Raw genomic sequence first — 22,021 nt, forward strand, 5'->3', positions numbered from 1 at the left:
GCCGACGGGTCCTCAGACGGCCGCCGGCCGATGACGCCGTGCCGTGACGGCCGGTGCGGGGCGCCGAGGGCGGGAGCCGAACGTGCCGCGGGGAACTCCCCTGGCGGAATCCCCGGTGGCCGCCCCAGCGGACGGACCGTACCGAACCCCGTCGAGGACGAGGTCACCTTCGGACAGAGGTCACCTTCGGACATGGGTGCGTCGGAGCACGCGGGCGCAAGAGGGCTTCCTCGGGCCTTCTCGGGCCTGCGAGACGGCACGACCGAACGCGCGGACACCGCACAGCGACAGCGCTGTGCGGTGTCCCGTGGCACTCCGCCTGCGAACCGGACGGGCTGCCCCTCGGCTCAGCCGCTCGCCTTCTGGGTGAGGTCGTAGAAGGTGGCCGAACCGACCGTGATCTTCTTGAAGTTGGCCTCCACCCAGGAGGTGATCTGCGACGACGTTCCGTCGCTGCCGCCGCGCATGCCACCGGCTCCGGTGCCGCCGGCGATGAAGTAGTGGATCTTCCCGTCCTCCACGTACTGCTGGAACCGGGCCAGCGTCGGGGACGGGTCGGTGCCGTTGAAGCCGCCGACCGCCATCACCGGTTCGCCGGTGGCCAGCTGGTAACTCGCCGCGTTCTGGGCGCCGATGGCCGCCGCGGCCCAGGTGTAGTCGTCGGCGCCGGCCTCCAGCAGCTTCTTGGCCTGGGAGTCGACGCTGGCACCGTTGAGCAGGCCGCCCATGCCTCCGCCACCTGCACCGCCGTTCTGCCGACCCTGCTGCCCCTGACCCTGGCCCTGCCCCTGCTGGCCCTGGCCCTGCTGACCCGGTGCGCCGCCGCCGGGGAAGCCGCCGTTGCCGCCGCCGGGGAAGCCCGGCCCGCCGGGCCCGCCGCCCTGGGCGTTCCCGTTGCCGTTCTGCTGGCCCTGCTGGCCCGGCATTCCGCCGCCCGGGAGTCCGCCGCGGCCGCCGGGACCACCCCCGGGGCCACCGCCGCGGCCGCCCATCCTGCTCGCGCCCGCCGGACCGGCTGTGACGATGGAGCCGGTGTGGCCCTGCTGAAGCGTACTGAGGGTGTACGCGGTCGGGCCGGCGAGGGAGGCCACCACGCCGACCGCCGCCGCAGCGAGCGCCAGCCGCCGGGTCAACCGGCCGACGAAGATCAGGCCCAGGGCGGCGGTCAGGCCGCCGACCAGCACCAGCCACTTCAGCCAGGGCAGGTAGTCCGGGGTGCGGTTGAGCAGCACGTACCCCCAGGCGGCCGCGGCCACCACGGAGGCGGCGAGCGCCGGTCCCGCCCATGTCTCCCGGCGGCGCTCCCACAGCAGCCCGGCGCCCATGCCGACCACCGCCGCCAGGTAGGGCGCGAGGGCGACGGTGTAGTACTGGTGGAAGATGCCCGCCATGTAGCTGAAGACGACGAGCGTCATCAGCAGCGAGCCGCCCCACACCAGGAACGCTCCGCGTGTGACCGACGTGCGACGCGCCTTCCGCGTCGCCCACAGGCCCGCGGCGAGCAGGATCAGTGCGGTCGGCAGGAGCCAGGAGATCTGACCGCCGATCTCGGAGCTGAACATGCGGTCCCAGCCGGTCTCGCCCCACTGTCCGCCGCCGCCCCCGCCGCCCCCGCCGCCGACGCTGCCGGTCTCGTCGCCGTTGAGCCGGCCCAGCCCGTTGTAGCCGAAGGTCAGCTCCAGGAACGAGTTGTTCTGCGAGCCTCCGACGTACGGGCGCGAGGAGGCCGGCCACAGCTCGACGATCGCGACCCACCAGCCGCCGGAGACGACCAGCGCGCCGGTGGCGAGGGCCAGTTGCCCGAACCGCTTCCGCAGCGACACCGGCGCGCAGACCGCGTACACGGCCGCCAGCGCCGGCAGGATCAGGAAGGCCTGCAACGTCTTGGCGAGGAACGCGAAACCGATCGCGACACCGGCCCAGACCAGCCACTTGGTCCGCCCGTCCTCCAGCGCGCGGACGACGAGGTAGCAGGCGGTCGCCATGAGCAACGCCAGCATCGCGTCAGGGTTGTTGAACCGGAACATCAGCGCTGCCACGGGCGTGAGGGCCAGCACCCCTCCGGCGATCAGTCCGGCCGCGGGGCTGAACCGGCGCCGTACGCCCGCGTACACCACGGCGACCGTGGCGACGCCCATCAGCACCTCGGGGACGAGGATCGCCCACGAGTTCAGGCCGAAGATCCGCACCGACAGCTCCATCGGCCACAGGGAGGCCGGGGGCTTGTCGACGGTGATGGCGTTCGCGGCGTCGAGCGAGCCGAAGAAGAACGCCTTCCAGCTCTTGCTGCCGGCCTGGACGGCCGCGGAGTAGAAGGAGTTGGCGTATCCGGAGGCGCTGAGGTCGTACAGGTACAGCAGGCCGGTCACCAGCAGCAGGCCGAGGAGGGCCGGACGCGCCCAGCCCGGGTCCTCGGGCCGGCCGTGCCACAACCTCCGTACGCCGGTCGGGGGCTGCCGCGGCGCCGCGACGGCCGGCTCCGGGGGAGCGCCGGGAGGCGGTCCCCAGCCGGTGGCCTGGTCGAAGTGCGTGGTCATCGCGATTCCCTCGGGTCGGAGTCGTAGGGGTGAGCCGGCTGGTGCTGCACGGTGACGTCCCGCCAGGTGCCTTCCGCGGCGTCCGCGGCACGGGATCGGGCGGTGGGGTCGTATGAGTCGTGGGGGGCGTGGGGGGCGTACGACGGCTGGGGGGCGTACGGCGGGGGAGGTCCGTACGAGGGGTGGGGGCCGGGGGACGGCGACGGGCGAGGGCCGCGGGAGGAGCGGGGGCCGCGGAGGCCGCGGGTGCCGTCGGTGCCCTGGACGACGGTCCCGGGCCGATACGGCTGCGGCTGTTGCCAGGCGTCCTCCCGCTGGTCGGGGAAGACCCAGGCGCGGAAGAGCAGGAAGCGGAGCACGGTGGCCGCGAGGTTGGCGGCGACGAGGACCGCCAGCTCGGTGGAGTGCGCGGGGTCGGAGGTCGCCGCGTTGAGCGCGGCGAGGGAACCGCTGGTCAGGGCCAGGCCGATACCGAAGACGACCAGGCCCTGCGCCTGGTGCCGGACGGCGCCGCCACGACCGCGGACACCGAAGGTGAGACGCCGGTTGGCGGCGGTGTTCGCGACGGCGGAGACCAGGAGGGCGAGCGCGTTGGCGGTCTGCGAGCCGGTGAAGGAGCGGAAGACGCTGTAGAGCAGGAGGTAGAAGAGGGTGGACAGGGCGCCGACCACGCAGAACCCGACGAGCTGGCGCGCCAGCCCCTTGGGCACGTCCTCGATGTCCCGGTCCCGCGGGTCGTCCCCGAAGGGCCGCGCCAGCCGGTCCAGCGGCAGCGAGCCGGTGGCCAGCGCCCGGCCGACCCGCCACACGCCCTTGAGGTCGTCGGTGGCCGTCCTGACGATGTGCACGGTGGAGTCGGGGTCGTCGACCCAGTCGACGGGCACCTCGTGGATCCGCAGGCCCGCGCGCTCGGCGAGCACCAGCATCTCGGTGTCGAAGAACCAGCCGGTGTCCTCGACCAGCGGCAGCAGCGCCTGGGCGACGTCCCTGCGGATCGCCTTGAAGCCGCACTGGGCGTCGGAGAACCGGGCCTGGAGGGAGCCGCGCAGGATCAGGTTGTAGGAGCGGGAGATGAACTCGCGCTTCGGGCCGCGCACGACCCGGGCGCTGCGGGCGAGCCGCGAGCCGATCGCCAGGTCCGAGTGCCCGGAGATCAGCGGCGCCACCAGCGGCAGCAGGGCGTTGAGGTCGGTGGACAGGTCGACGTCCATGTAGGCGAGGATCGGGGCGTCGGAGGCGGACCACACGGTCCGCAGGGCGCGGCCCCGGCCCTTGAGGTCCAGGCGGAAGTGGGCGACCTCGGGGAGCTCCGCCTCCAGCTGCCGCGCCACGTGCGGGGTGGCGTCCGTCGACGCGTTGTCCGCGATCGTGATGCGGAAGGGGTACGGGAACGTGCGCGCGAGATGCTCGTGCAGTCTGCGCACGCACGGCGGGAGGTCCCTCTCCTCGTTGTAGACGGGGATCACTACGTCCAGAACAGGGGCACCGGCCCCTGCGGCCGGGAGGTGCTCCCGCGCCGGCAGGGTGCCGGGAGAAGAGTCGGTTCGCATGCGAACGACTCTCGTCAAGCGCCCTGTTGCACCCGTGTGGCAGTGCTGTGCTGTGCCTGTGAGTCCGGTTGCCGGTGCGTTTCGGGCGTCGTGACCGCCACGGACCGCGGGTGCGCCGAGGGCACCGGGACAGGCAGGTGCACGGTGAACACGGTGCGCCCGGGCACGCTGTCGACGGTCACGGAACCACCGTGCGCGGTGACCACGGCCTGCACGATGGCGAGGCCGAGTCCCGTGGAGCCGGTGGCGCGCGAGCGCGCCGAATCGCCGCGCGCGAACCGCTCGAACACCCGTGGCAGCAACGCGTCCGGAATCCCCGGCCCGTTGTCCTCCACGTCCACGCACAGCCACGTCCCGCGCCGCTGCACCCGCGCGGTGACGGTCGTCCCCGGGGGCGTGTGCGTGCGGGCGTTGGCGAGCAGATTGACCAGCACCTGCTGCAGCCGGGCCGCGTCCGCCCAGACCGGCGCGGGCTCGTCGGGCAGGTCCAGCCGCCACACGTGGTCCCGCCCGGCCGCCCGGGCGTCACTGACGGTGTCGACGACCAGCGGTACGAGGTCGGTGTCGGCGAACTGCAACGGCCGGCCCGCGTCCAGCCGGGCGAGCAGCAGCAGATCCTCCACCAGCAGGGTCATCCGACCGGCCTCGGACTCGATCCGCCCGAGGGCGTGCCGCGTGTCGGGGCCCACGTCCTCCCGTCCGCGCCGCGTCAGTTCGGCGTACCCGCGGATGGAGGCCAGCGGGGTCCGCAGCTCGTGGCTGGCGTCGGCGACGAACTGCCGTACCCGTGTCTCGCTCTGCTGCCGGGCGTGCAGCGCACCGTGTACATGGTCGAGCATCCGGTTGAGCGCGACGCCGACGCGGCCGACCTCGGTGTGCGGGTCGCACTCGGAGTCCGGGACGCGCTCGCTGAGGTTCACCTCGCCGGAGTGCAGCGGTAGTTCGGAGACACGGGTGGCGGTGGCGGCCACCCTGCGCAGGGGGCGGGTGGCGACGCCGACGAGCACGTATCCGGCGATGCCGGCGGCGACGAGCCCGGCGGCGGTGACACTGATCTCGACGAGGACGAGGGTGCTGATCGTGCTGGTGACGTCCTGCGTGGGCAGGGCGACGTAGTACGCCTCACCGGCGTCGAGGCCGGGGATGTACTGCACGCGGTACTCGCCCAGTCCGGGCACGTCCACGGAGTGCGCATGCCGGTCCTGGGGGACGGACGCGAGCGCCGCCCGCTGCCCGGCGTCGAGCTGGACGGCCTCCATGTTCTTGAAGGCGCCGTTGCTGTAGCTCGTCTGCTTGCCGACGGCAGCGGCGGTGAGGGTGCCGTCCTCGACGTAGGCGGCGATGGTGCCGGGCTGGGCCGGCGGCTGCGTGACCAGCTTGCCGACCTTCTGACCGGCGGGGACCGACGGCGGCGGCGGCTCGCCCGGCTTGTCCAACTGGCGGCCGCCCACCGCCCGCTTGGCGGTGTCCCAGACCTTGTCGTCCAGTTGCTGGTAGAGGTGTGAGCGCAGGGCGAGCGTGGTCACCGTGCCGATCACCGCGCACACCACCGCGATCAGGGTCACCGCCGCGACGACGAGGCGCGTGCGCAGCGTGCGCGGCTGGCGTCCCCGCCTCTGCGTACGCGGTCGCCGCCGACCGCTCATGACACCGCTGGCTTGATCAGGTAGCCCGCGCCGCGCCGGGTGTGGATCATGGGTTCCCGACCGGCGTCGATCTTCCGGCGCAGGTAGGAGATGTACAGCTCGACGACGTTGGCCTGACCGCCGAAGTCGTAGGACCAGACCCGGTCGAGGATCTGCGCCTTGCTGAGCACGCGCCGCGGGTTGCGCATCAGGAAGCGCAGCAGCTCGAACTCGGTGGCGGTGAGGTGGATGTTGTCGCCGCCCCGGGACACCTCGTGGCTGTCCTCGTCGAGCATCAGATCACCCACGACGAGGACGGAGTCCGACCGCCGGTCGGCCGCACCGGACCGCCGGATCAGGCCGCGCAGCCGGGCGACGACCTCCTCCAGGCTGAACGGCTTGGTGACGTAGTCGTCCCCACCGGCGGTGAGCCCGGCGATCCGGTCCTCGACGGCGTCCTTGGCCGTGAGGAAGAGCACCGGCACGTCGGGCAGCTCGCGGCGCAGCCGTCCGAGGATGGTCAGGCCGTCCATGTCGGGCAGCATCATGTCGAGCACGACCGCGTCGGGCCGGAACTCCCGCGCGCTCTGGACGGCGCCCTGGCCGTCCCCCGCCGTACGGATCTGCCAGCCTTCGTACCGCAGGGCCATGGACAGCAGCTCGGTGATCGACGTCTCGTCGTCCACCACCAGCACGCGGACGGGGCTCCCGTCCGGCCTCAGCAGTTCGGTGCGCCCCTGGGGCGACGTCGTGGTCATGCCGGACACGATGTCCGGGGGCTCTGAGAGGACGCTTTCAACAGTCTGTGATTTCCCTGAGAAACACACAGGCGGTTCTCAGGCGGGGGCTGGGCGCGGGGGCGGAGGGCCTGCCGGAACGACGACCCGCCGGGACGACGACCCGCCGGGAAGACGACCAGGGGACGAATCCCCTCAGAACAACTCGTCCTGAGTGTGCGCGGCAGGCTGCCGGAACCGCCGTACGGGTACCGGGATCCGGCCGTCCCCGGCGGACGCGGCCGGCACGATCCCCCACCCGCCCATGAGCCGGGTGTCGAGGACGACGACGGTGCCGGCGTCGTCGACGGCGAGGTGCAGATCCGGCCCGGCCGCGCCGACCAGCCGTCCGCCGATCTCGCCTCCGGCGACCAGCTCGCCGACCTCCCCGATGGCGGCGGGGGCGCCGGTGAGCCCGAAGGCGCGCAGGTGGTCCACGGGCCGGAAGGGCCGGGGGCCGAGTGACTCGGGCCAGCCGGGAAGGGCGAGGGCCCGGGGGTGCAGCCCGGCGATCTCACCGGCGCGTTCGGCCTCGGTGGCGGGCAGCGCGGCCCGCACCGCCCGCTTCTCGGTGTACGGGATCCGGTCGGGCACCCGCAGGGCCGCCCGGAGCAGTTCCTCGGCCCGCCGCGCGGCCATCAGAGGCCCGGCACCGAGCCAGCTGAAGCAGACGGCACCCTGCTCCAGCAGCCGGGCGGGCCCCCGCTCGACGGCCGTGATGCCGACCTTGGTCAGGCCGGGCCCGAACCAGGCCAGGTACACGTGGTACGGCCGGGGATCGTCCGCGATCGTGTCGGCGGCGACGCTGTGCGCCCGCTCCAGCCGAGCGCACTCCTCGCACCGGGCGCCCGTACTGCGCGCCGGCACCTCCGCCCGCGCCGGACAGGCATGCCCACGGGCCCCGACGCAGATCCGCGCACTCCCCTCGGCCACCCCGAAGGCCACGGTCCTCCCCCGGCTCAGCGCACTGCTGTGCCCTCCGTCCCAGCCCAGCACGGGGACGCCCGACGACCACCGCAGCCCGGTGCAATGCCATGTCTGTGCCATCACCCGTGAGCGTAGGGGACGCCACTGACAGCCACGGTGGGAGCCGCAGGACCCGCAGGACCCGCAGGACCGGGCCGGAGGCCGGGCGCACCGACCGCCGGCCCCGGCACGCCCGGCGCACGTTCACCCACAGGAGCAGCACAGGGCGGCTCGCGGGCCGGTGACCGCAGGCGAGCCGCGGGGCGACGCAGGGCGCGGGGAGGACCGGCGCGGCCCCCTCCCGCCCCTCCCCGCCCCGGCCTGAGCCGCCTGCTGTCACCGACCCGCGCCGCCCGTGGTCACCGCACGGTGAGCCGGGTCTCGGACCCGATGCGGGTCAGCTTCTCCGGGTTGCGGACGTAGTAGAGGCCGGCGATACGGTCGCCCTCGACCCGGATCGCCATGACGCCGTCGATCTCGCCGTGCACACGGAAGAGGAGGGCCGGGTTTCCGTTGACCGTGGCGGGGTGGGTGGTGAAGGTGCCGGCGGCCTTGCCCGAGCCGCCGATGACGAACCGGGCCACCTTGTCGACGCCGACGACCGGCCGGCGTGCGGCCTGCTTGACGCCGCCGCCGTCACTCAGCAGGACGACCTCGGGGGCGAGCACGTCCATCAGACCCTGCAGGTCCCCGGTCTCGACCGCGCGCTGGAACGACTCCAGCGCGGTCCGGGTCCGGCTCGCCGAGACCGCCTCGCGGGGGCGGCGGGCATCAACGTGCCGGCGGGCGCGGTGCGCGATCTGGCGGACCGCCGCGGTGCTCTTGTCGACCGCGGCGGCGATCTCCTCGTAGTCGACGCCGAACACCTCGCGCAGCACGAAGACGGCACGTTCCGTCGGCGACAGGGTCTCCAGGACGAGCATGAGCGCCATGGAGACGCTCTCGGCGAGTTCGGCGTCCTCGGCGACATCGGGTGCGGTGAGCACCGGCTCGGGCAGCCAGGGTCCGACGTACGCCTCCTTGCGGCGCTTCAGGGTGCGCAGCCGGTTCAGCGCCTGCCGGGTCGTGATCCGGACCAGGTACGCGCGCTGGTCGCGCACCTGCTCCAGGTCCACGCCGCCCCACCGCAGCCAGGTCTCCTGCAGGACGTCCTCCGCGTCGGCCGCCGAGCCGAGCATCTCGTAGGCGACGGTGAAGAGCAGGCCGCGGTGGGCGACGAATGCCTGCGTGGCCGGGTCGGTGACGTGCTCGCTCATCTCTGGTTCCCTCCGTCGGAGCCGGTCAGGCCGTGTGCTTCGCCGCGACCGGTGCGGCACCCGCCGCGGCAGCGGAACCGGTGTCGAGCATCTGCCGACGCTTGGCCCCGCCCGGGACGCGGTGCAGGCCGTACGCCCCGGGCTTGCGTGCCTCGTCGGCCAGCTGCTTGATGATGCTGCGGCACACCAGCTCCTTGAGCCTGGCACCCGTGCGGCCGTCGATGTGGAAACCCACCGCGACGTCGTGACGGCGGGCGAACTGGAAGATGCCGGCGCGCCGTCCCAGGCTGATGCACTGGCCCGCGAACACCTGCTGCAGCGGCCTCGGCCGCTCGCCCGCGATGCGGCTGAGCACCGTGTCGGCGGCCCGCGCGCCCAGCGGCATGGCGGCCTGGCAGCTCATCCGCAGCGGCAGGTCCGACGGCGCAGCCGAGTCGCCGGCCGCGACGATGCGCTCGTCGTCCACGCTCGTCAGGGTCTCGTCCGTGCGCAACCGTCCCAGGGCGTCGGTGCTCAGTCCGCTGCGCGCGGCGAGCTCCGGCACGGTGAAACCCGCGGTCCAGACGGTCACGTCGCTGTGCAGCGTCCGCCCGTCGGCGAGGCGGACGGCATCACCGGTCACGGCGTTCACGACGGCCCCGGGGCCCTCGACCACGGTCACCCCGAGCGCGGTCAGCCGCCCGGCGACCGACCGGCGGCCCCGGGGGTGCAGGTACGGCCCGAGCACCCCGCCGCACACCAGGGTCACCGCCCGCCCCTCCTCCGCCAGCTCGGCGGCGACCTCGATCCCGGTCGGACCGGCTCCGACCACGGTCACCACGGCGGACGCGGGCGCGGCGGCGAGCACCGGGCGCAGCCGCTCCGCCTCCTCGTAGGTGGCGATCGGGTGGGCGAACTCCGCCGCGCCGGGCACCCCCGGATCGGCGCTGCCGCTGCCCACCGCGTAGACCAGGTAGTCGTAACCGAGGGTGCCGCCGCTCGCCAGCTTCACGCCGCGTCCGGCCGCGTCGATCCGCACGACGCTGTCCACGAGCAGCCGGACCCGCTCGCCCAGCACCTCCCGGTAGTCGACCACGGCGTCGCCCGACCCGCAGACCAGCTGGTGCAGCCGGACCCGGTGGACGAAGTCCGGACGCGGGTTGACCAACGTCACCGTCACGTCGTCGCGCCGGGTGAGGCGGTTGGCGGCCATGACGCCGGCGTACCCGCCCCCGACGACGACGACATCGGTGTTCTCAGCCATGGTGTCTCCTTCGAGGTTCACAACGCCCTCCCCCGTATCCAGGGGGTCGACCTCAAGACACCGGGCACGTGACGGCTGTGACATCGCGTGATCCAGATCACGCACCCGCACAGGTGCGGCCCACCGCGACGGCCCACGGACCCACCGGACACGGTCCACTGCCGGAGCCCGACAGCCGGAACGGGACCCCGGAAACCGTGCCCCGGAAGCCGGGACGGGATTCGCAGGCCACCCGGGGACCCCCACGCGGCCGTGGGGCCGTCAAGGAGCAGGCAGCGGGTACGAGACTTCGGGCAGGGTGCCGAGCCACGGCCCTCGGCGATCACGGGCCTCGTCTCGCGCGCCCTGCGGCAACCCCGCGTCCTGCGATCACCCGGTACGGATGCTGGAGGGGGCGGGAATGCTTGAGGACACCGGGGACGGGACGGCGGCAGCGACGCGGCTCGCGGGAGCTGCGCCGCTTCAGGGCACGCTCGACGTCTCCGACCCCGGTGACTGGCTCACGCTGGACGCAGGAGTGCGTGAGGTGGCCCGGTACCGCCCGCAGTTCCTGAGCTGGCCCGCGCGGCCGCCCGGGACGAGGACGCCGCGGTCCAGGACCTGTGTGCCACAGCGGCGCTCGCGGCTCTGGGGGACGAGGAGGCGTACGACGAGGTGCTGCCAGCACTGCTGTCCGCGCGCAACCCGCGCACCCGTTCAGCGGGCGTCACCGGACTACGGCGGGCGGGGCAGGCGGAGCAGGCGGAGTCCTTTCTCAGCGACCGGTCCGCGCTCGTGCGTGCCTGCGCCCGGTATGTCGTACGACAACTGGGCGGTGATCCGGTGGCCTGGCACCGGCAGCGGTGCACGGCACCGGACGACCTTGAGTTGCCGCCCGGTGCGGTGATCGGGCTGGCCGAGTGCGGGAACCGCGACGACGCCGGGCTGCTGTGGCCGCTTCTTGGGCACCCGGTGGCCGGGGTGCGGGCGCGGGCGGTGGCGGGGCTGCGGGCACTGGACTGCGTGGATGCGAAGCCACTGCGGTCGCTGCTCGACGACCCCGCCGCCTGTGTCGTCCGCGAGACTGCCGCCGCCCTGCTGCCCTTGGCAAAGGAACTGCCCGCCGACTGGCTACTGGAGCGCGCCGGCTCCGAGCACCTCGGCACGTCCGTGTCAGCGCGTTCCGGCTGCTCGACGCGCGCGGCGGCATCGTGGCGCTACGGGCGGCGGTCGGACTGCTGGAGGACCCGGATGCGAAGCTGCGCACCCGGGCTGAGCAGTCCGTGCAGCGCTGGCATCCGTCGGCGGACGTGCGGCGCGGCGACGCGGAGGTGGGGTCGGGCTTCCTCGCCGGGGTGGACGCACTACCGTCGCGCATATGAAGGTCCGTCACAACGTTCGTGCGGTTCTGATCGATGGCGGTCAGCTGGTGTTCCTGCGTCGAGGACGGCCGGGGGCTCCTCCTACTACACGATGGTCGGTGGGGGCGTCGAAGCTGAGGACACCGACCTTGAAGCGGCTCTACGCCGCGAAGTGATGGAAGAGATCGGTGCCACGATCGGCCCTGCGAGCGAGTTCCTGACCTTGACCGAGCCGGGCGTCAAGGTCACCGTCGTACAGAACTGCTTTCGCGCCGACGTGCTGGACCTGGACACAACCCGCCGCAGCGGCCCTGAGCTCGACGATCCCGACATAGGAGACTTCTCGCCAGTGCGAGTCGCCTTGACCGCGTCAGCCGTGAGAGCGCTCGAACTCCATCCGCCCGAACTCGACAAGCACCTACGGGAGCACGCTGAACATTGGGGCGCCTGAGCGCCGGCGCCACTCGACGGATCACGTAGAGGCGCACCCTCAATCTGTTGCCGCTGCCCGTCGGGCGCTCAATCACCAGACGCACGGTCCACGGAGTCTCGACGACCGAGCTGAGGCGACGGGTGCCGGCCGCACCCGACGAGCAGCGTCCAACCGGTTGCCGCTGAGGTTGAAAGGGTGGGGTGACAGGCTACGGAGGCTCCGGACCGAGTGCGGTCTCGGCTATGAAGCCGTTGAGGATCTCGGGTCGGCGTTGGATGCCGCGTAAGCGGTTCTTCACGAGTGGGGTGAGGTCGTCGATCGTGCGGGGTGCGAGGTTGGCCAGGGACTTCTTCAGGTGGGCCCATACGCCTTCGACGGGGTTGAGGTCGGGTGCGTAGGGCGGGAGCTTGACGATGGTGAGCCAGTCGCTGTTGCGGTTGCAGAACTCCCGTAAGGGCTTGGCGTGGTGGGTGCTGGCGTCGTCGTCAGATACGTGCACGACGGACAGCGTCTCGTAGTCACGCACCAGACGACGCGAACGCATCAGCCAGCTCAGCGTTCTCTCCACCACCCACCTGCGCGGCAGCACCACGAACCCGCTGGTGTCGTCGGAGCGTCTGACGACCTCCACGGTGAGCCGGCACTTCTCGGCAGCCCAGACGACCAGCCGCCCGGAATAGCCGCCGTCCGCCCACACCAGGCGGATGGAGAAGTACATCTCGCGCAGTCTTGCGAGCAGAGGGACGCCAGCGTCGCGGTCCTGCACGCTCGCCGCACTCACCGCGACAGCCAGGACAAGGCCGAGGCAGTCCACCACCAGGTGCCGCTTGCGGCCGCCCACCTTCTTTCCGCCGTCCCAGCCGGATGTTGAGCGCGGGATATTCGCCGCTGCCCGCACCGACTGCGAGTCCACAATCGCGGCCGTCGGGTCCACCGTGCGGCCCTCCTTCTGGCGCACGCGGTCGGGCAGCCGGTCGTGGAACTCGGCGAGCAGACCCGTCACCTGCCAGCGGCGGGCGAAGGCGTGCACCCGCCGGTACGGCGGGAAGTCCGCCGGCAGGTTGGCCCACTTGACGCCGTTGTCGACCACGTAGCGCACCGCGTCCAGCATCACGCGGTGGCAATAGCCCTCCGGCCGGCCTCCCCGCCCCTGAAACCATGCCGGAACCGGCAGCAACGGCCGGATGACCTGCCACTCCGCGTCTGTCAGGTCCGAGCCGTAACACCGCACACGGTCTGGCCCGTCCGCCGCATTGCCGAACCTGTGCGCGAGGCAGTCACACGACCGAGACGGCGCGTTGGACTCCACGGGCGCGAGCGCGAAAGACTGCGGCAACAGGGCCTCCTGTGCTCGTTGGCTTCGACAACCCCGAGCTACCAAGAGGCCCTGCCTTCATGCGCCGACCGCACCGCGATCACCCGATCAAGACCCCTGTTCGACCAGACCAACCCGCTGATCGGTAAGCGGATGGCGTCTCAGAGGCAGTTCAGGGCCTTGCCCACCTCGAAGATGGTCGGCCGGTTCTCGGGGGCGTGGCTGAGCATCGTGTCGACCAGTTTGCCCAGCTCTCCGGGTGCCTTGACCGGTCGGCGTCGGCCTTCGGCCACTGCTTCTCTCTGGACGGGACGTGGAGCGTCGTCTGGGTACTCGACGGCCCGCCAGCCGGTGGCGGAGATGAGCAACGAGGCGCCGAGCGGGTACACGTCTGCTTCCTGCGTCGGCTCGGCTTCTCCGGTGTCGAGCACGCTGCGTGCGATCTCCGGTGCCTCGTAGTGGACGAGGCAGCCGCGGAACGGGAAGTCGTACCCCTCGGGCACGTGGCCGCCTCGGGCGAAGGCGAGGTCGATGAGGTGCGTTCGTTCCGGGCCGATGATGAAGTGGGCGGGCTGTACGTCACCGTGCGCCCAGCCCTTTGCGTGCAGTTCGGCCAGGGCCTCGACGCAGCCCAACGCCACGCTGGTGTGCGGTGCGATGGACGAGTCCGGCCTACGGCAGGGCTCCCAGAGCTGGTGCAGGTCCGGCCCTTCGTGCCACGGCTGGAAGTTCCAGGTGCCACGTTCCCACTCGCCGTACGCGAGGTCGACCAGGCCGAGGCGCAGCAGGACGGCCCCTTCGCGTGCGGGCGCGAGGGCGGTCCAGGGCTGGGCGGCCCATTCGGCCGTGGCCTCGATCGGGTAGCCGACTTTCACGGCGTAGCGGCCTCGATGGCTTTCCACCTCCCACACCATGGAGCCCCGGCGGTCGAGGACCAGGCGCTGGGACGTGGGCATGAGCGCGTCGAGCACCACGATCGGCAGTTCAGCGGGTGACCCGGGCAACGTCTGTTCTCCTTCCGGGCGAACGCGGCCGACCACGAGTCGAGGCCGGCCGCGTCGCTGCTGTCGTGTCCTACTCCTGGTAGTCCTGACCGTACGGACGGCCGCAGTCCGAGTCGCACTGCGCGAGGTTCGTGCCGTCCACGGTCCACAAGTCGTCGAAGACCTTGAACCCGGCCGCCTTCATGGCGCGCGCCGCGGTGATGACCATCAGCAGGTCGCGGGGGCCACCGCCCGGCTTCGGGTTGTGGTGCAGGAAGCGGCCCGCGTACCGCTCGCACGACCTCGCGTACTCCCGCGTGTGCAGGATCAGCGACCGCCGACCCCCTGATCGCGGACGCGTTGCGGCGCGAGGCCCGCACCAACCAGCGCGGTCGGGCGTTTCACTCGTTCTGGCTTGCCCGTACGCAGCTGGATCAGGGCAAGCTCGCCCAGGCGTGCGACACCGCCACGCAAGCACTGGAACCGGCGTCGGCAGTGGCCTCCGAACGAGTGTCAGGCCATCTCAGGGAGTTCTACGACCAGTTGGCCCCACACAGGCAGGAACCCGTAGCCCTGGCCTTCGAGGCGCGGCTACGGGAACTCCTCCCGCCAGTTAGCGGATCGCTTCATCCATGAGCAGGTACAGCAGGCCGACGAGCGAGCCGCTGCTGACGACTTCTCGGCGGTCGATCATGCCCCGCACCTCTGAGAGGGGAATCCACTCGATGCGGTCGGACTCGTTCTTCTCCGTTGGAGGTCCGGCGTAGGTCGCGCCGTCCACGCGGAAGACGTGATGCTGAGAGTCGGTGATGCCATTGGCCGGCTCGGCGTAGATCAGGGGCTTGATGGGGCCAGGGCGCCAGCCCGTTTCCTCCAGGACCTCACGGGCCGCAGCCTCCTCCGGAGTCTCGCCCTCCTCGACCAGGCCCATGGGCAACTCCCACGCCCACGAGTCCGTGATGAAGCGGTGCCGCCACATCATCAGGACCTCTTGGCGGTCGTTGACCACGGCGGCCACGGCCAGGTGCCGCAGGCGAACAACGTGGTACTCCCACCTGCGCCCGTCAGGCTGCTGGACGTCGGCCAGACACAGATTCACCCACTTGTTCGTGTAGATCTGTCGCTCACCGTGCGTCTTCCACTCCATACGTGCGACCCCTCTCGATCGGTCTCCAGGATCTCAGACCGGTTCGGAGGCGGGCGCAGGTTCAGCCTTTTTCGCGTCACCTTGACGAGATGTCCGCCGGGATCGGCCGCTTGCATCGCGACTCCCTGCTCTCACCCGCTCCGTGATCTCGGCGGACTCCGCACGGTTGCGGGAAGCGTCCCCAGCCGTTCATGTCAGGACGGCTCCCCCCAACACGCTTTCCAACTGTGGTGGTGGGGCCGAGGGTCTCGGACGGGGCCGTCCTGCGTTCATGAGCGGTCGGTCGTCTGAGCGTCTACCCCCTCCGGTCTCGTCTGAACGGCCGTGAACGGCGATGAATGAGACGAAAACTGATTCGAAAATCCACCATCCGTGTGTCCGTAGCCGCTGGTCAGGTGGCTCCTTCCGTTTGGAGGGTGACGTGGTAGCCGAGTTGGTTGAGCTGGCTGACCAGACGGCGGGTCTTCCTGGCCCGGCCGGTGCGTTCGATGAAGTACCGGCCGCCGAGGTCGGCGTATTCGGTGCCGCGGGTGAACATGTGCCGGACGGAGATGAGGATCGAGTGCTGGAGGGCGGCCAGGGCCCGCTTCTTGCCGCGTCGGGCGGCGAGGTAGCAGGGCTCGTGCGTTCTCAGGCAGCGAGACGTCCTGAACTGCCGGGTGAGGGTGAGTTGTCGGGGTGTGGTCAGGTGATCAACTGAAGGAAGCGGTTCGTGATGATGGAGGTATCTGACATGGTGCTGTGGTCCATGACCATGCTCATGAGCGGCCGCCTGGCCGGGCGCCGCCCTGCTGCGTTCAGCCGGACGGCGCCACGAGCGCGGTGAACACCCCGGGTCGCACCTGCACGGCCCATCCCCTCTCCACCAGGCGTTTCGCCTTCGACCGCAGCCCCTCGACCTTCGCGGGCACCGCCTGAAGTCCCAGGGCCGCAGCCAGCTGCTGGCAGCGCATGCCCTCCACGCCCGCTTCCGACTCCAGCACCGACACGATCCGCTGGTAATCCGGTGCCAGGACCGACACCGCCATGCCTTCGGTCCGGTGCGGCACCACCGATCCCGTCACCGCACTCCGCACTGGTTCCGCCACCGCGGCAGGCGGCTCGGCCAGTACCTCGGTCACCGTTGCACGGGCATCCACCAGACGCTGAAGCGCGCGTTCCGCCTCGCCGAGCGCGGCCTGCACCCGCTCGGCCTCCTCCTGCAACCGTGCGACCTCTTCCCGCACCTTCTTCTCCCGAGCCTCCAGCAGACCGAGCACCGACGGCACCAGCCACCTCCACAAGCGACGCGAGCGAACGAACCGTCCGCATCTCTCCCGCCGTCAGCCGCAGTTCATGCCCACCCAGCCCGAACCAAGCGATCGCGTTCGGAAAGCGGATGGCGTCTGAGTCCGGTAGATCAGCCTGGTCTCGCGGCCCGGTCTGACGCAGATCATCCCGGCCATCAGGACCCGACCAGAACCCTTGCCCACCACTCTGACCAGCGGAGTCCTACCTCGCTGCGACCATGTACGACCCTTGCCGGGTTTCAGGTCCTGCCCGGCCTCGTCCTCAAGGGCTATCCACGCGCCCAGGAGCTGGGCCGTCCTCTTACCCGTGACCAATGCTCCGTCCGCCACGCGGCGACGGCCTGTTCGTCCCGCTCGACGGCCCGGTGCGCAGGAACCTGGGGTGACCAGCCCAGCCGGTGCAGCAGGTACGACACCCCGCGCGGGGTGTACCGGTAGCCGAACAGGCGGTGGATCAGCTCCGCGACCCTCGCCAGCGTCCAGCGCTGGTCCTCCGTCCAGCCGTGCGCGGCCGCCCCTGCCTCCAGCTCGACCTGCAGGCGTTCTGCCTGGGCGTAGCTGAGCTGACAGGGGAAGCCGCCGGCCCCCTTGGACGCCAGAGCTGCTTTGCCGCCCTGGCGCCAGGCGGCGTGCCAGGCGTACGCCGACTTCCGCGACACCCGTAACCTGCGGGCCACCTCCGGCGGCCGCACACCTTGCTCGAACATCTCCGCGGCCTCGAAGCGCACTGCTTCACGCTTAACCCACCCCACCGCGGTCAGACCGCCGCCATCCGCGTACCTCATGACGAGGATGTAGCACCGCCAACGCCCACTGTCACCCCACCCTTTCAACCTCAACGTCAAACACTGCCGTCAAGGCATAAAGCAGAGGCCCTGTGGATCTCTCCACAGGGCCTCTGACATGCTGCGCACTCGGCAGGATTCGAACCTGCAACCTTCTGATCCGTAGTCAGATGCTCTATCCGTTAAGCTACGAGTGCTTGTTTTCTGTTTTTGCCTTCGCTTCCGGTCCTTTCGGCCCGCTCGCGGCGACAGGAAGAACATTACATGACTGCCGCCGACATGTGAAATCCGATTCCTCCAGCCCACCTGACCTGCGAAAACGTCAAACTGGGGCGTTGAGTGACACCGCCCGGGAAGCAGGGTTCCCACAGGGTGGCGCGGAGGAGGAAGCCGTCTCCGTCGGGGGTGTGCCCCGTCGACGCAAGGGGGTGGCGGTGACGGTTCCGCGCGTCCTTCGGGGTGGGGTCGGTGGGCGGGCGTGGCGAGCGCGGTCGATGTGGCGCGGAGTTGCGACGCCGGGGCTCCGTCGAGGTGTTCGGCGTGCCGGGATGCGCCCGCGCGCCGTTGCGGCGAGGCGTCCGGCCAAGTCCGTCGCCCGGGCCGAGTCGTGGGCGCGCGGCACGGCGGGGCGGTAGGCAGGAGGCGGTAGGCGGTGAGGCAGTGCCCGGTGCGTCGCTGTTCCGCGGTGCCGGCGCGTACGCCGGGGTCGGTACGGGCCGGGGAAGGGTGGAGGGCATCGCCGCGTCGCGTCGAAGGAACGATCTTCGGTGCCGCCCCTGTGGCGGAGGGGGTGGGAGGCGGAGATCCGGAAACGCATCAGGGAGTCCCGGCGATGCCGGCGGGACTCCCTGATGGATACGGCGGAGGCGGAGGGATTTGAACCCTCGATGGGCTTGAAGGCCCAAACCGCATTAGCAGTGCGGCGCCATAGACCGGACTAGGCGACGCCTCCAGCACAACCGCCCGCGTGAGCGCGAGTGGTGCGTGCAGATGATGACACAGCCGAGCGTCGTGTCACCAATCGGCTCCCACGGTACTAGGCAGGCGGGGCCCAGGGCAAAGCCCTTGCCCCTGGTGGGCGGCGCGTGCCGCAACGTCACACGGCGGGGAGCGTTGGTCAGGGCATGGCTCCCTTCTCCGCTCGGGTGCGCCGGCTGCTCGTCGGCACCGCCGCCCCGCTGCTCACTGCCGTCTCCGTAGTCACCCTGTCGGCGTCCACCGCGTCCACCGCGTCCACCACGTCCACCGCGTCCACCACGTCCACCACGTCCACCGTCCCGTCGTCGCCCACCCGTTCCGGGGCCGGAGGGGCCTCCGCCGATCACCTCGTCGTCCAGGTCCGGCACGCCGGCGCGGGCAGGGACGGGACGTACGAGCTGTCCTGCCACCCGGGCGGCGGCAGTCACCCGGACGTGGACGGGGCGTGCCGGGCGGTGGAGCGGAACACGCGGTGGGGGACGGAGACCTTCGCTCCGGTGCCCGAGGGGTCCGTCTGCACGATGCAGTACGGCGGGCCGGCCACCGCCCGTGTGACCGGGACCTGGGACGGGCGACCGGTCGACGCCGTCTTCGGGCGGGGCAACGGGTGCGAGATCGAGCGGTGGGACCGGTTCGTTCCGCTGCTGCCGGACATGACCGCACCCGGTGCCACCTCCCTGAACGGCGCGTTCCCGGGCGGCGCCCTCCCCCTGCCCGATGCCGTTCCCCCGAGCGATGCGGGCGCCCTGACCGGGGCCGCCGTTCCGACGGCCGGTATCGGTCCCCTGTCCGAGGCCTCGCCGTAGGACGGATCACAGGACGGGTCACCGTACGGGCCCGCAGGACGGCGCGGACGGGTCGCGGGTGGGGCCGTGGGGCGGCGGCGCCTCGCGGGCCCGGACGGGTGCGCCGGGGCTCGGCCCCGTCGCGACCGGGAGGTGGACCGCGGCGTGGATCGGTCAGGACCGGTGTCGTAGATCCGGTCACACGTTCTGTGTCACTTCGTCGTGCGACCTCCTTCTCATCCCTCGTCGCGGGCGCAACCGCTGCCCTTAGACTCCCTCGCGTGACACGCCGCGGGCCGGTTGGCAAGATGGCCCGAGCGGTCGGCAAGGTGCGGTAACAGGGAGGAAGCGTCTCGTGAGCAGCAGGCCACCCCGAGGCGCTGCTCGCCTCGCAGCCATACTGGATGCGCTGCCCGACGCGTTGGTGCTGGTCAACGCCAACGGCACCGTGGTCAACGCCAACGCCATAGCGCTGGAGGCGTTCGAGGCGCCGGGCACCGCGCTCGTCGGGCGGGGGCTGCTGGATCTGCTGCCGCAGTTCGACTCCAAGCTGATCCCCGGGTCCATGCGGCGGCCCGATCACATCGACCCCCGCGCGCGGACCAAGCCGACCCGGATGATGGCGCGGCGGACCGACGGGAGCGAGTTCCCCGTCGAGGTCACCAGCGCAAACCTGGAGAACGGCCAGCAGGCGTACGACAGCCACGGCTACACCGGCGACGAGCTGCTGATGCTCGTCGTGCGCGACCTGGCCGGGACCGTCGACACCGAGGCAGAGCTGGCGCGGTCGCAGCGGCAGACGGAGATGATCCTGCGGGCTGCGTCCGAGGGGGTCGTCGGCACCGACACCGACGGGCGGGTCGTGCTCGTCAACCCGGCCGCCGCCCAGATACTGGGCTACCGCGCCGGTGAGCTGGGCGGCAAGGAGCTGCACACGCTCGTCCTGCATTCCCGGGCCGACGGGTCGCCCTCCACGTACGACGAGTCACCGCTCGCCGACACCCTCCGCTCCGGCCGCAAGCACCGGGTGCGCGGGCAGGTGATGTGGTCCAAGAGCGGCGACCAGGTGCCCGTCGACCTGACCACGGCACCCGTGCGCGACGGCGACCAGCTCGTCGGCGCCGTCATGACCTTCAGCGACCGCCGCCCCTTCGACAAGCTCACCGCGGAGAAGGAGGCCGTCGGGAAGGCACACGCCGAGGAGTTGGAGCGGCTCTCCGAGGAGCACGCCTCCGATCTCACCGCGCTGCGTCAGAAGCACGTCACCGAGCTGGAGGAGCTGCGGGAGCAGCACGAGGAGGAGCTGGCCGCCGGCGAGGAGCGGTACGCGGCGCTCGGGGAGCGTGAGAAGGACCGGTACGAGGCGCTGGCAGCACGCCACGAGCAGTTGCTGACCCTGCTGGGCACCTCCCTGCGCGGGCCGCTGGACGAACTGCGCCGCGAGCTGGCGGCGCTCGCCGCGGACGACGCCGGGCAGCTGTGGCCGGAGGCGAACCAGGTCCTCCACCATCTGTCCGCGGGCTATTCGCGGATGACCACGCTCATCGACAACGTCCTCGACCACCAGCGGCTCGACGCGGACGGCCAGGGGGTCTCCCGTACGAAGGTGATGATGGACGCCGTCGTCGCCGCCGGTGTCGACGGGGCCGTCGAGCTGATCGGGCCGGGCCGGGTGCAGTTCGCCGTGCACGCGCCGCCCCTGGAGGCGGAGGTCGACCCGCAGCGCCTCGCCGTGGCCCTCGCGCACCTCGTCGCGGATGTCGCCGGTGTCGACGCGACCGGCAACGCGCCCGTGTCCGCCGGGGGCTACATGGACAACACCGTCGTGGTGGCGGCGGCGCAACGCGGTGAGGTCGTGCGCATCGAGGTGCGCGGGCCGTACGCCGGCGGGAATCCGGTGCACGAGCCGATCGTGCGCGGGATCGTGCGCGCCCACGGCGGCGTGCTCCAGACGCACGAGGTGCCGGGCATGAGTGGCAGTGCGTACGTGCTCGAAGTGCCGATCGGCGCCGGAGCGGGCGCCGTGGCGGCCGCCCCGGCCGAGACGGGACCGGCACAGATCGAGGCGGCGCCGATGGGGGCGGGCCAGGCGCCCGCATCGGGTTCCGCGGCGGTCCCCGGCCCGGCTCCGGTCGTCGCGGAGGGGTCGTCCGGCGCCGAGCAGGCCTCCGGGGGCGGTGGGCGCCGGCGGGCGCGGCGGTCCTCCGTGGACGCCTTCCTGGAGAGCGAGGTGGCGGCGCCGTCCGCCGAGGCGGGCCGGGCGGAGACCGCTCCCCCGACCGGGCGGCGGCGCCGGCGGGCCGCGGTGGCCGCCGAGGAGCTGCCCGCCGAGGCCGTCGAGCCTGCGGCCTCCGGCGGTACGGGGCGTCGGCGCCGCGCGATCGCGCAGCCGCAGCCGGAACCGCGGGCGGAGCCGCAGCCGGCCGGCGGCCGTGGAGAAGGGGCGGGCGTCGAGGGTTCCGTCGTCACCGCCGACGAGCATGCCGCGGGCGCCGCGGCCTCGGGCACCGGGCTGGGTGGCGCCGTGCCGCCGCAGGGGATGCCCGCACCGGGCGACCAGCAGCAGGCGCTGCCCCCTGCCCTGCCCGCACCGGCCGCCGGCGACGCCTCCGCCTCGGCGGAGCAGCAGCCGACGGGGCGCCGCCGCAGGGCCCTCGCCGCCGCGGCGGAACGTGCCGCGGCGCAGGAGGCCGGGCCGCGTACCGTGTTCGCCCTTCCGCCGGCCGATGCCGACCGGCCGGACGGCGGTGCCGCGCAGGAGTCCGCGGCACCGGCCGGCACCGGCCCGGTGCCGGGCGGTCCCGTTCCGGTGCCCGGGGATGCCGCTCCGGTACCGGGGAGCTCCCCCGCGCCGGCCGGCGGTGCGCCCGCCGACGCACCGATCGACCACGGCCGCCACGACGCCGTACCGCACGACCAGAGCGGTGACCACACCCCGCCGCAGCCGCACCCCGTGAGCGCGCCGACCGGGCGGCGCCGCCGCGCCGTCGCACCGCCGGCGGGGGAACAGCTC

Annotated in this window: 15 protein-coding genes, 2 tRNA genes and 4 pseudogenes; 5 read left to right on the forward strand and 16 right to left on the reverse strand. The window is 72.1% G+C overall.

Features of this window, described 5'->3' with window-relative positions; genetic code table 11:
• Positions 1-347: 347 nt before the first annotated feature.
• From I3F54_RS28325 to I3F54_RS28355, 7 genes are all read right to left on the reverse strand, one after another.
• Positions 348-2,537: a glycosyltransferase family 39 protein gene (locus I3F54_RS28325; protein WP_240121765.1), complete on the reverse strand. Its 2,190-nt coding sequence runs from the start codon at positions 2,535-2,537 to the stop codon at positions 348-350.
• Complete coding sequence (locus tag I3F54_RS28330) at positions 2,534-4,087, reverse strand: bifunctional glycosyltransferase family 2/GtrA family protein (RefSeq protein WP_240121766.1); 1,554 nt, start codon at positions 4,085-4,087, stop codon at positions 2,534-2,536. The genes I3F54_RS28325 and I3F54_RS28330 overlap by 4 nt, the downstream gene beginning before the upstream one ends.
• 14 nt (positions 4,088-4,101) lie before the next feature.
• Positions 4,102-5,733 carry a HAMP domain-containing sensor histidine kinase gene (locus tag I3F54_RS28335; protein ID WP_240121767.1) on the reverse strand — a complete coding sequence of 544 codons (1,632 nt, stop codon included), beginning with the start codon at positions 5,731-5,733 and terminating at the stop codon, positions 4,102-4,104.
• Positions 5,730-6,470 (reverse strand): response regulator transcription factor, encoded by a 741-nt coding sequence (locus tag I3F54_RS28340; protein ID WP_240121768.1) that lies wholly within the window; start codon positions 6,468-6,470, stop codon positions 5,730-5,732. Before I3F54_RS28340 ends, I3F54_RS28335 begins: the two co-directional genes overlap by 4 nt.
• Before the next feature lie 174 nt (positions 6,471-6,644).
• Complete coding sequence (locus I3F54_RS28345) at positions 6,645-7,535, reverse strand: DUF2797 domain-containing protein (RefSeq protein WP_240121769.1); 891 nt, start codon at positions 7,533-7,535, stop codon at positions 6,645-6,647.
• A 278-nt stretch (positions 7,536-7,813) separates the two neighbouring features.
• Positions 7,814-8,710, reverse strand: a complete 897-nt coding sequence (locus tag I3F54_RS28350) for an RNA polymerase sigma-70 factor (RefSeq protein WP_240121770.1) — start codon at positions 8,708-8,710, stop codon at positions 7,814-7,816.
• 25 nt (positions 8,711-8,735) lie between these two features.
• Positions 8,736-9,953 carry an NAD(P)/FAD-dependent oxidoreductase gene (locus tag I3F54_RS28355; RefSeq protein ID WP_240121771.1) on the reverse strand — a complete coding sequence of 406 codons (1,218 nt, stop codon included), beginning with the start codon at positions 9,951-9,953 and terminating at the stop codon, positions 8,736-8,738.
• Between the two features lie 552 nt (positions 9,954-10,505).
• Between I3F54_RS28355 and I3F54_RS28360 the strand changes: the two are divergent.
• Positions 10,506-11,314 (forward strand): annotated as a pseudogene (locus I3F54_RS28360) (hypothetical protein); the annotation flags it as partial.
• Positions 11,315-11,405: 91 nt separating this feature from the next.
• A complete protein-coding gene (locus tag I3F54_RS28365) occupies positions 11,406-11,744 on the forward strand; it encodes an NUDIX domain-containing protein (protein WP_240121772.1) in 339 nt (112 codons plus the stop codon).
• A gap of 190 nt (positions 11,745-11,934) precedes the next feature.
• Here I3F54_RS28365 and I3F54_RS28370 read toward each other — a convergent pair whose 3' ends face one another.
• The 3 genes and pseudogenes from I3F54_RS28370 to I3F54_RS28380 form a co-directional block, all read right to left on the reverse strand.
• Entirely contained in the window at positions 11,935-13,035 is a 1,101-nt protein-coding gene (locus I3F54_RS28370) for an IS5 family transposase (protein ID WP_308374048.1), read from the reverse strand.
• A 167-nt stretch (positions 13,036-13,202) separates the two neighbouring features.
• On the reverse strand, positions 13,203-13,997 hold the full coding sequence (locus I3F54_RS28375) for a protein kinase (protein ID WP_374205978.1): 795 nt from the start codon (positions 13,995-13,997) through the stop codon (positions 13,203-13,205).
• Positions 13,998-14,115: 118 nt separating this feature from the next.
• A pseudogene (locus I3F54_RS28380) lies at positions 14,116-14,367 on the reverse strand (hypothetical protein); the annotation flags it as partial.
• On the opposite strand from I3F54_RS28380, the pseudogene I3F54_RS28385 reads away from it, so the two are divergent.
• Positions 14,352-14,660 (forward strand): annotated as a pseudogene (locus I3F54_RS28385) (hypothetical protein); the annotation flags it as partial. The pseudogenes I3F54_RS28380 and I3F54_RS28385 sit on opposite strands and share 16 nt — an antisense overlap.
• Here the strand turns inward: I3F54_RS28385 and I3F54_RS28390 are convergent.
• The 6 genes from I3F54_RS28390 to I3F54_RS28415 form a co-directional block, all read right to left on the reverse strand.
• Entirely contained in the window at positions 14,638-15,171 is a 534-nt protein-coding gene (locus tag I3F54_RS28390; protein WP_240121775.1) for an NUDIX hydrolase, read from the reverse strand. The pseudogene I3F54_RS28385 and the gene I3F54_RS28390 sit on opposite strands and share 23 nt — an antisense overlap.
• 391 nt (positions 15,172-15,562) lie before the next feature.
• Positions 15,563-15,709: a hypothetical protein gene (locus I3F54_RS28395; protein ID WP_240121776.1), complete on the reverse strand. Its 147-nt coding sequence runs from the start codon at positions 15,707-15,709 to the stop codon at positions 15,563-15,565.
• Positions 15,710-15,968: 259 nt separating this feature from the next.
• Entirely contained in the window at positions 15,969-16,439 is a 471-nt protein-coding gene (locus tag I3F54_RS28400) for a hypothetical protein (RefSeq protein WP_240121777.1), read from the reverse strand.
• Positions 16,440-16,729: 290 nt separating this feature from the next.
• Complete coding sequence (locus I3F54_RS28405; protein WP_240121778.1) at positions 16,730-17,245, reverse strand: winged helix-turn-helix domain-containing protein; 516 nt, start codon at positions 17,243-17,245, stop codon at positions 16,730-16,732.
• A 124-nt stretch (positions 17,246-17,369) separates the two neighbouring features.
• Positions 17,370-17,442 (reverse strand) — tRNA-Arg (locus I3F54_RS28410).
• A gap of 664 nt (positions 17,443-18,106) precedes the next feature.
• Positions 18,107-18,197, reverse strand: a tRNA-Ser gene (locus tag I3F54_RS28415).
• Positions 18,198-18,369: 172 nt separating this feature from the next.
• On the opposite strand from I3F54_RS28415, the pseudogene I3F54_RS28420 reads away from it, so the two are divergent.
• A pseudogene (locus I3F54_RS28420) lies at positions 18,370-18,888 on the forward strand (SSI family serine proteinase inhibitor); the annotation flags it as partial.
• Positions 18,889-19,363: 475 nt separating this feature from the next.
• The coding region (locus tag I3F54_RS28425) for a PAS domain-containing protein (RefSeq protein ID WP_240121779.1) at positions 19,364-22,021 on the forward strand (2,658 nt) is incomplete at its 3' end.

Source organism: Streptomyces sp. MUM 2J (genome assembly GCF_022414535.1).
Classification (GTDB): domain Bacteria; phylum Actinomycetota; class Actinomycetes; order Streptomycetales; family Streptomycetaceae; genus Streptomyces.

What these genes read in the sequence shown, in the direction of transcription:
- I3F54_RS28325 (WP_240121765.1), bottom strand. Translation starts at nt 2,537, where the DNA reads ATGACCACGCACTTCGACCAGGCCACCGGCTGGGGACCGCCTCCCGGC.
- I3F54_RS28330 (WP_240121766.1), bottom strand. Translation starts at nt 4,087, where the DNA reads ATGCGAACCGACTCTTCTCCCGGCACCCTGCCGGCGCGGGAGCACCTC.
- I3F54_RS28335 (WP_240121767.1), bottom strand. Translation starts at nt 5,733, where the DNA reads ATGAGCGGTCGGCGGCGACCGCGTACGCAGAGGCGGGGACGCCAGCCG.
- I3F54_RS28340 (WP_240121768.1), bottom strand. Translation starts at nt 6,470, where the DNA reads ATGACCACGACGTCGCCCCAGGGGCGCACCGAACTGCTGAGGCCGGAC.
- I3F54_RS28345 (WP_240121769.1), bottom strand. Translation starts at nt 7,535, where the DNA reads ATGGCACAGACATGGCATTGCACCGGGCTGCGGTGGTCGTCGGGCGTC.
- I3F54_RS28350 (WP_240121770.1), bottom strand. Translation starts at nt 8,710, where the DNA reads ATGAGCGAGCACGTCACCGACCCGGCCACGCAGGCATTCGTCGCCCAC.
- I3F54_RS28355 (WP_240121771.1), bottom strand. Translation starts at nt 9,953, where the DNA reads ATGGCTGAGAACACCGATGTCGTCGTCGTCGGGGGCGGGTACGCCGGC.
- I3F54_RS28365 (WP_240121772.1), top strand. Translation starts at nt 11,406, where the DNA reads ATGGTCGGTGGGGGCGTCGAAGCTGAGGACACCGACCTTGAAGCGGCT.
- I3F54_RS28375 (WP_374205978.1), bottom strand. Translation starts at nt 13,997, where the DNA reads ATGCCCACGTCCCAGCGCCTGGTCCTCGACCGCCGGGGCTCCATGGTG.
- I3F54_RS28390 (WP_240121775.1), bottom strand. Translation starts at nt 15,171, where the DNA reads ATGGAGTGGAAGACGCACGGTGAGCGACAGATCTACACGAACAAGTGG.
- I3F54_RS28395 (WP_240121776.1), bottom strand. Translation starts at nt 15,709, where the DNA reads ATGTTCACCCGCGGCACCGAATACGCCGACCTCGGCGGCCGGTACTTC.
- I3F54_RS28405 (WP_240121778.1), bottom strand. Translation starts at nt 17,245, where the DNA reads ATGAGGTACGCGGATGGCGGCGGTCTGACCGCGGTGGGGTGGGTTAAG.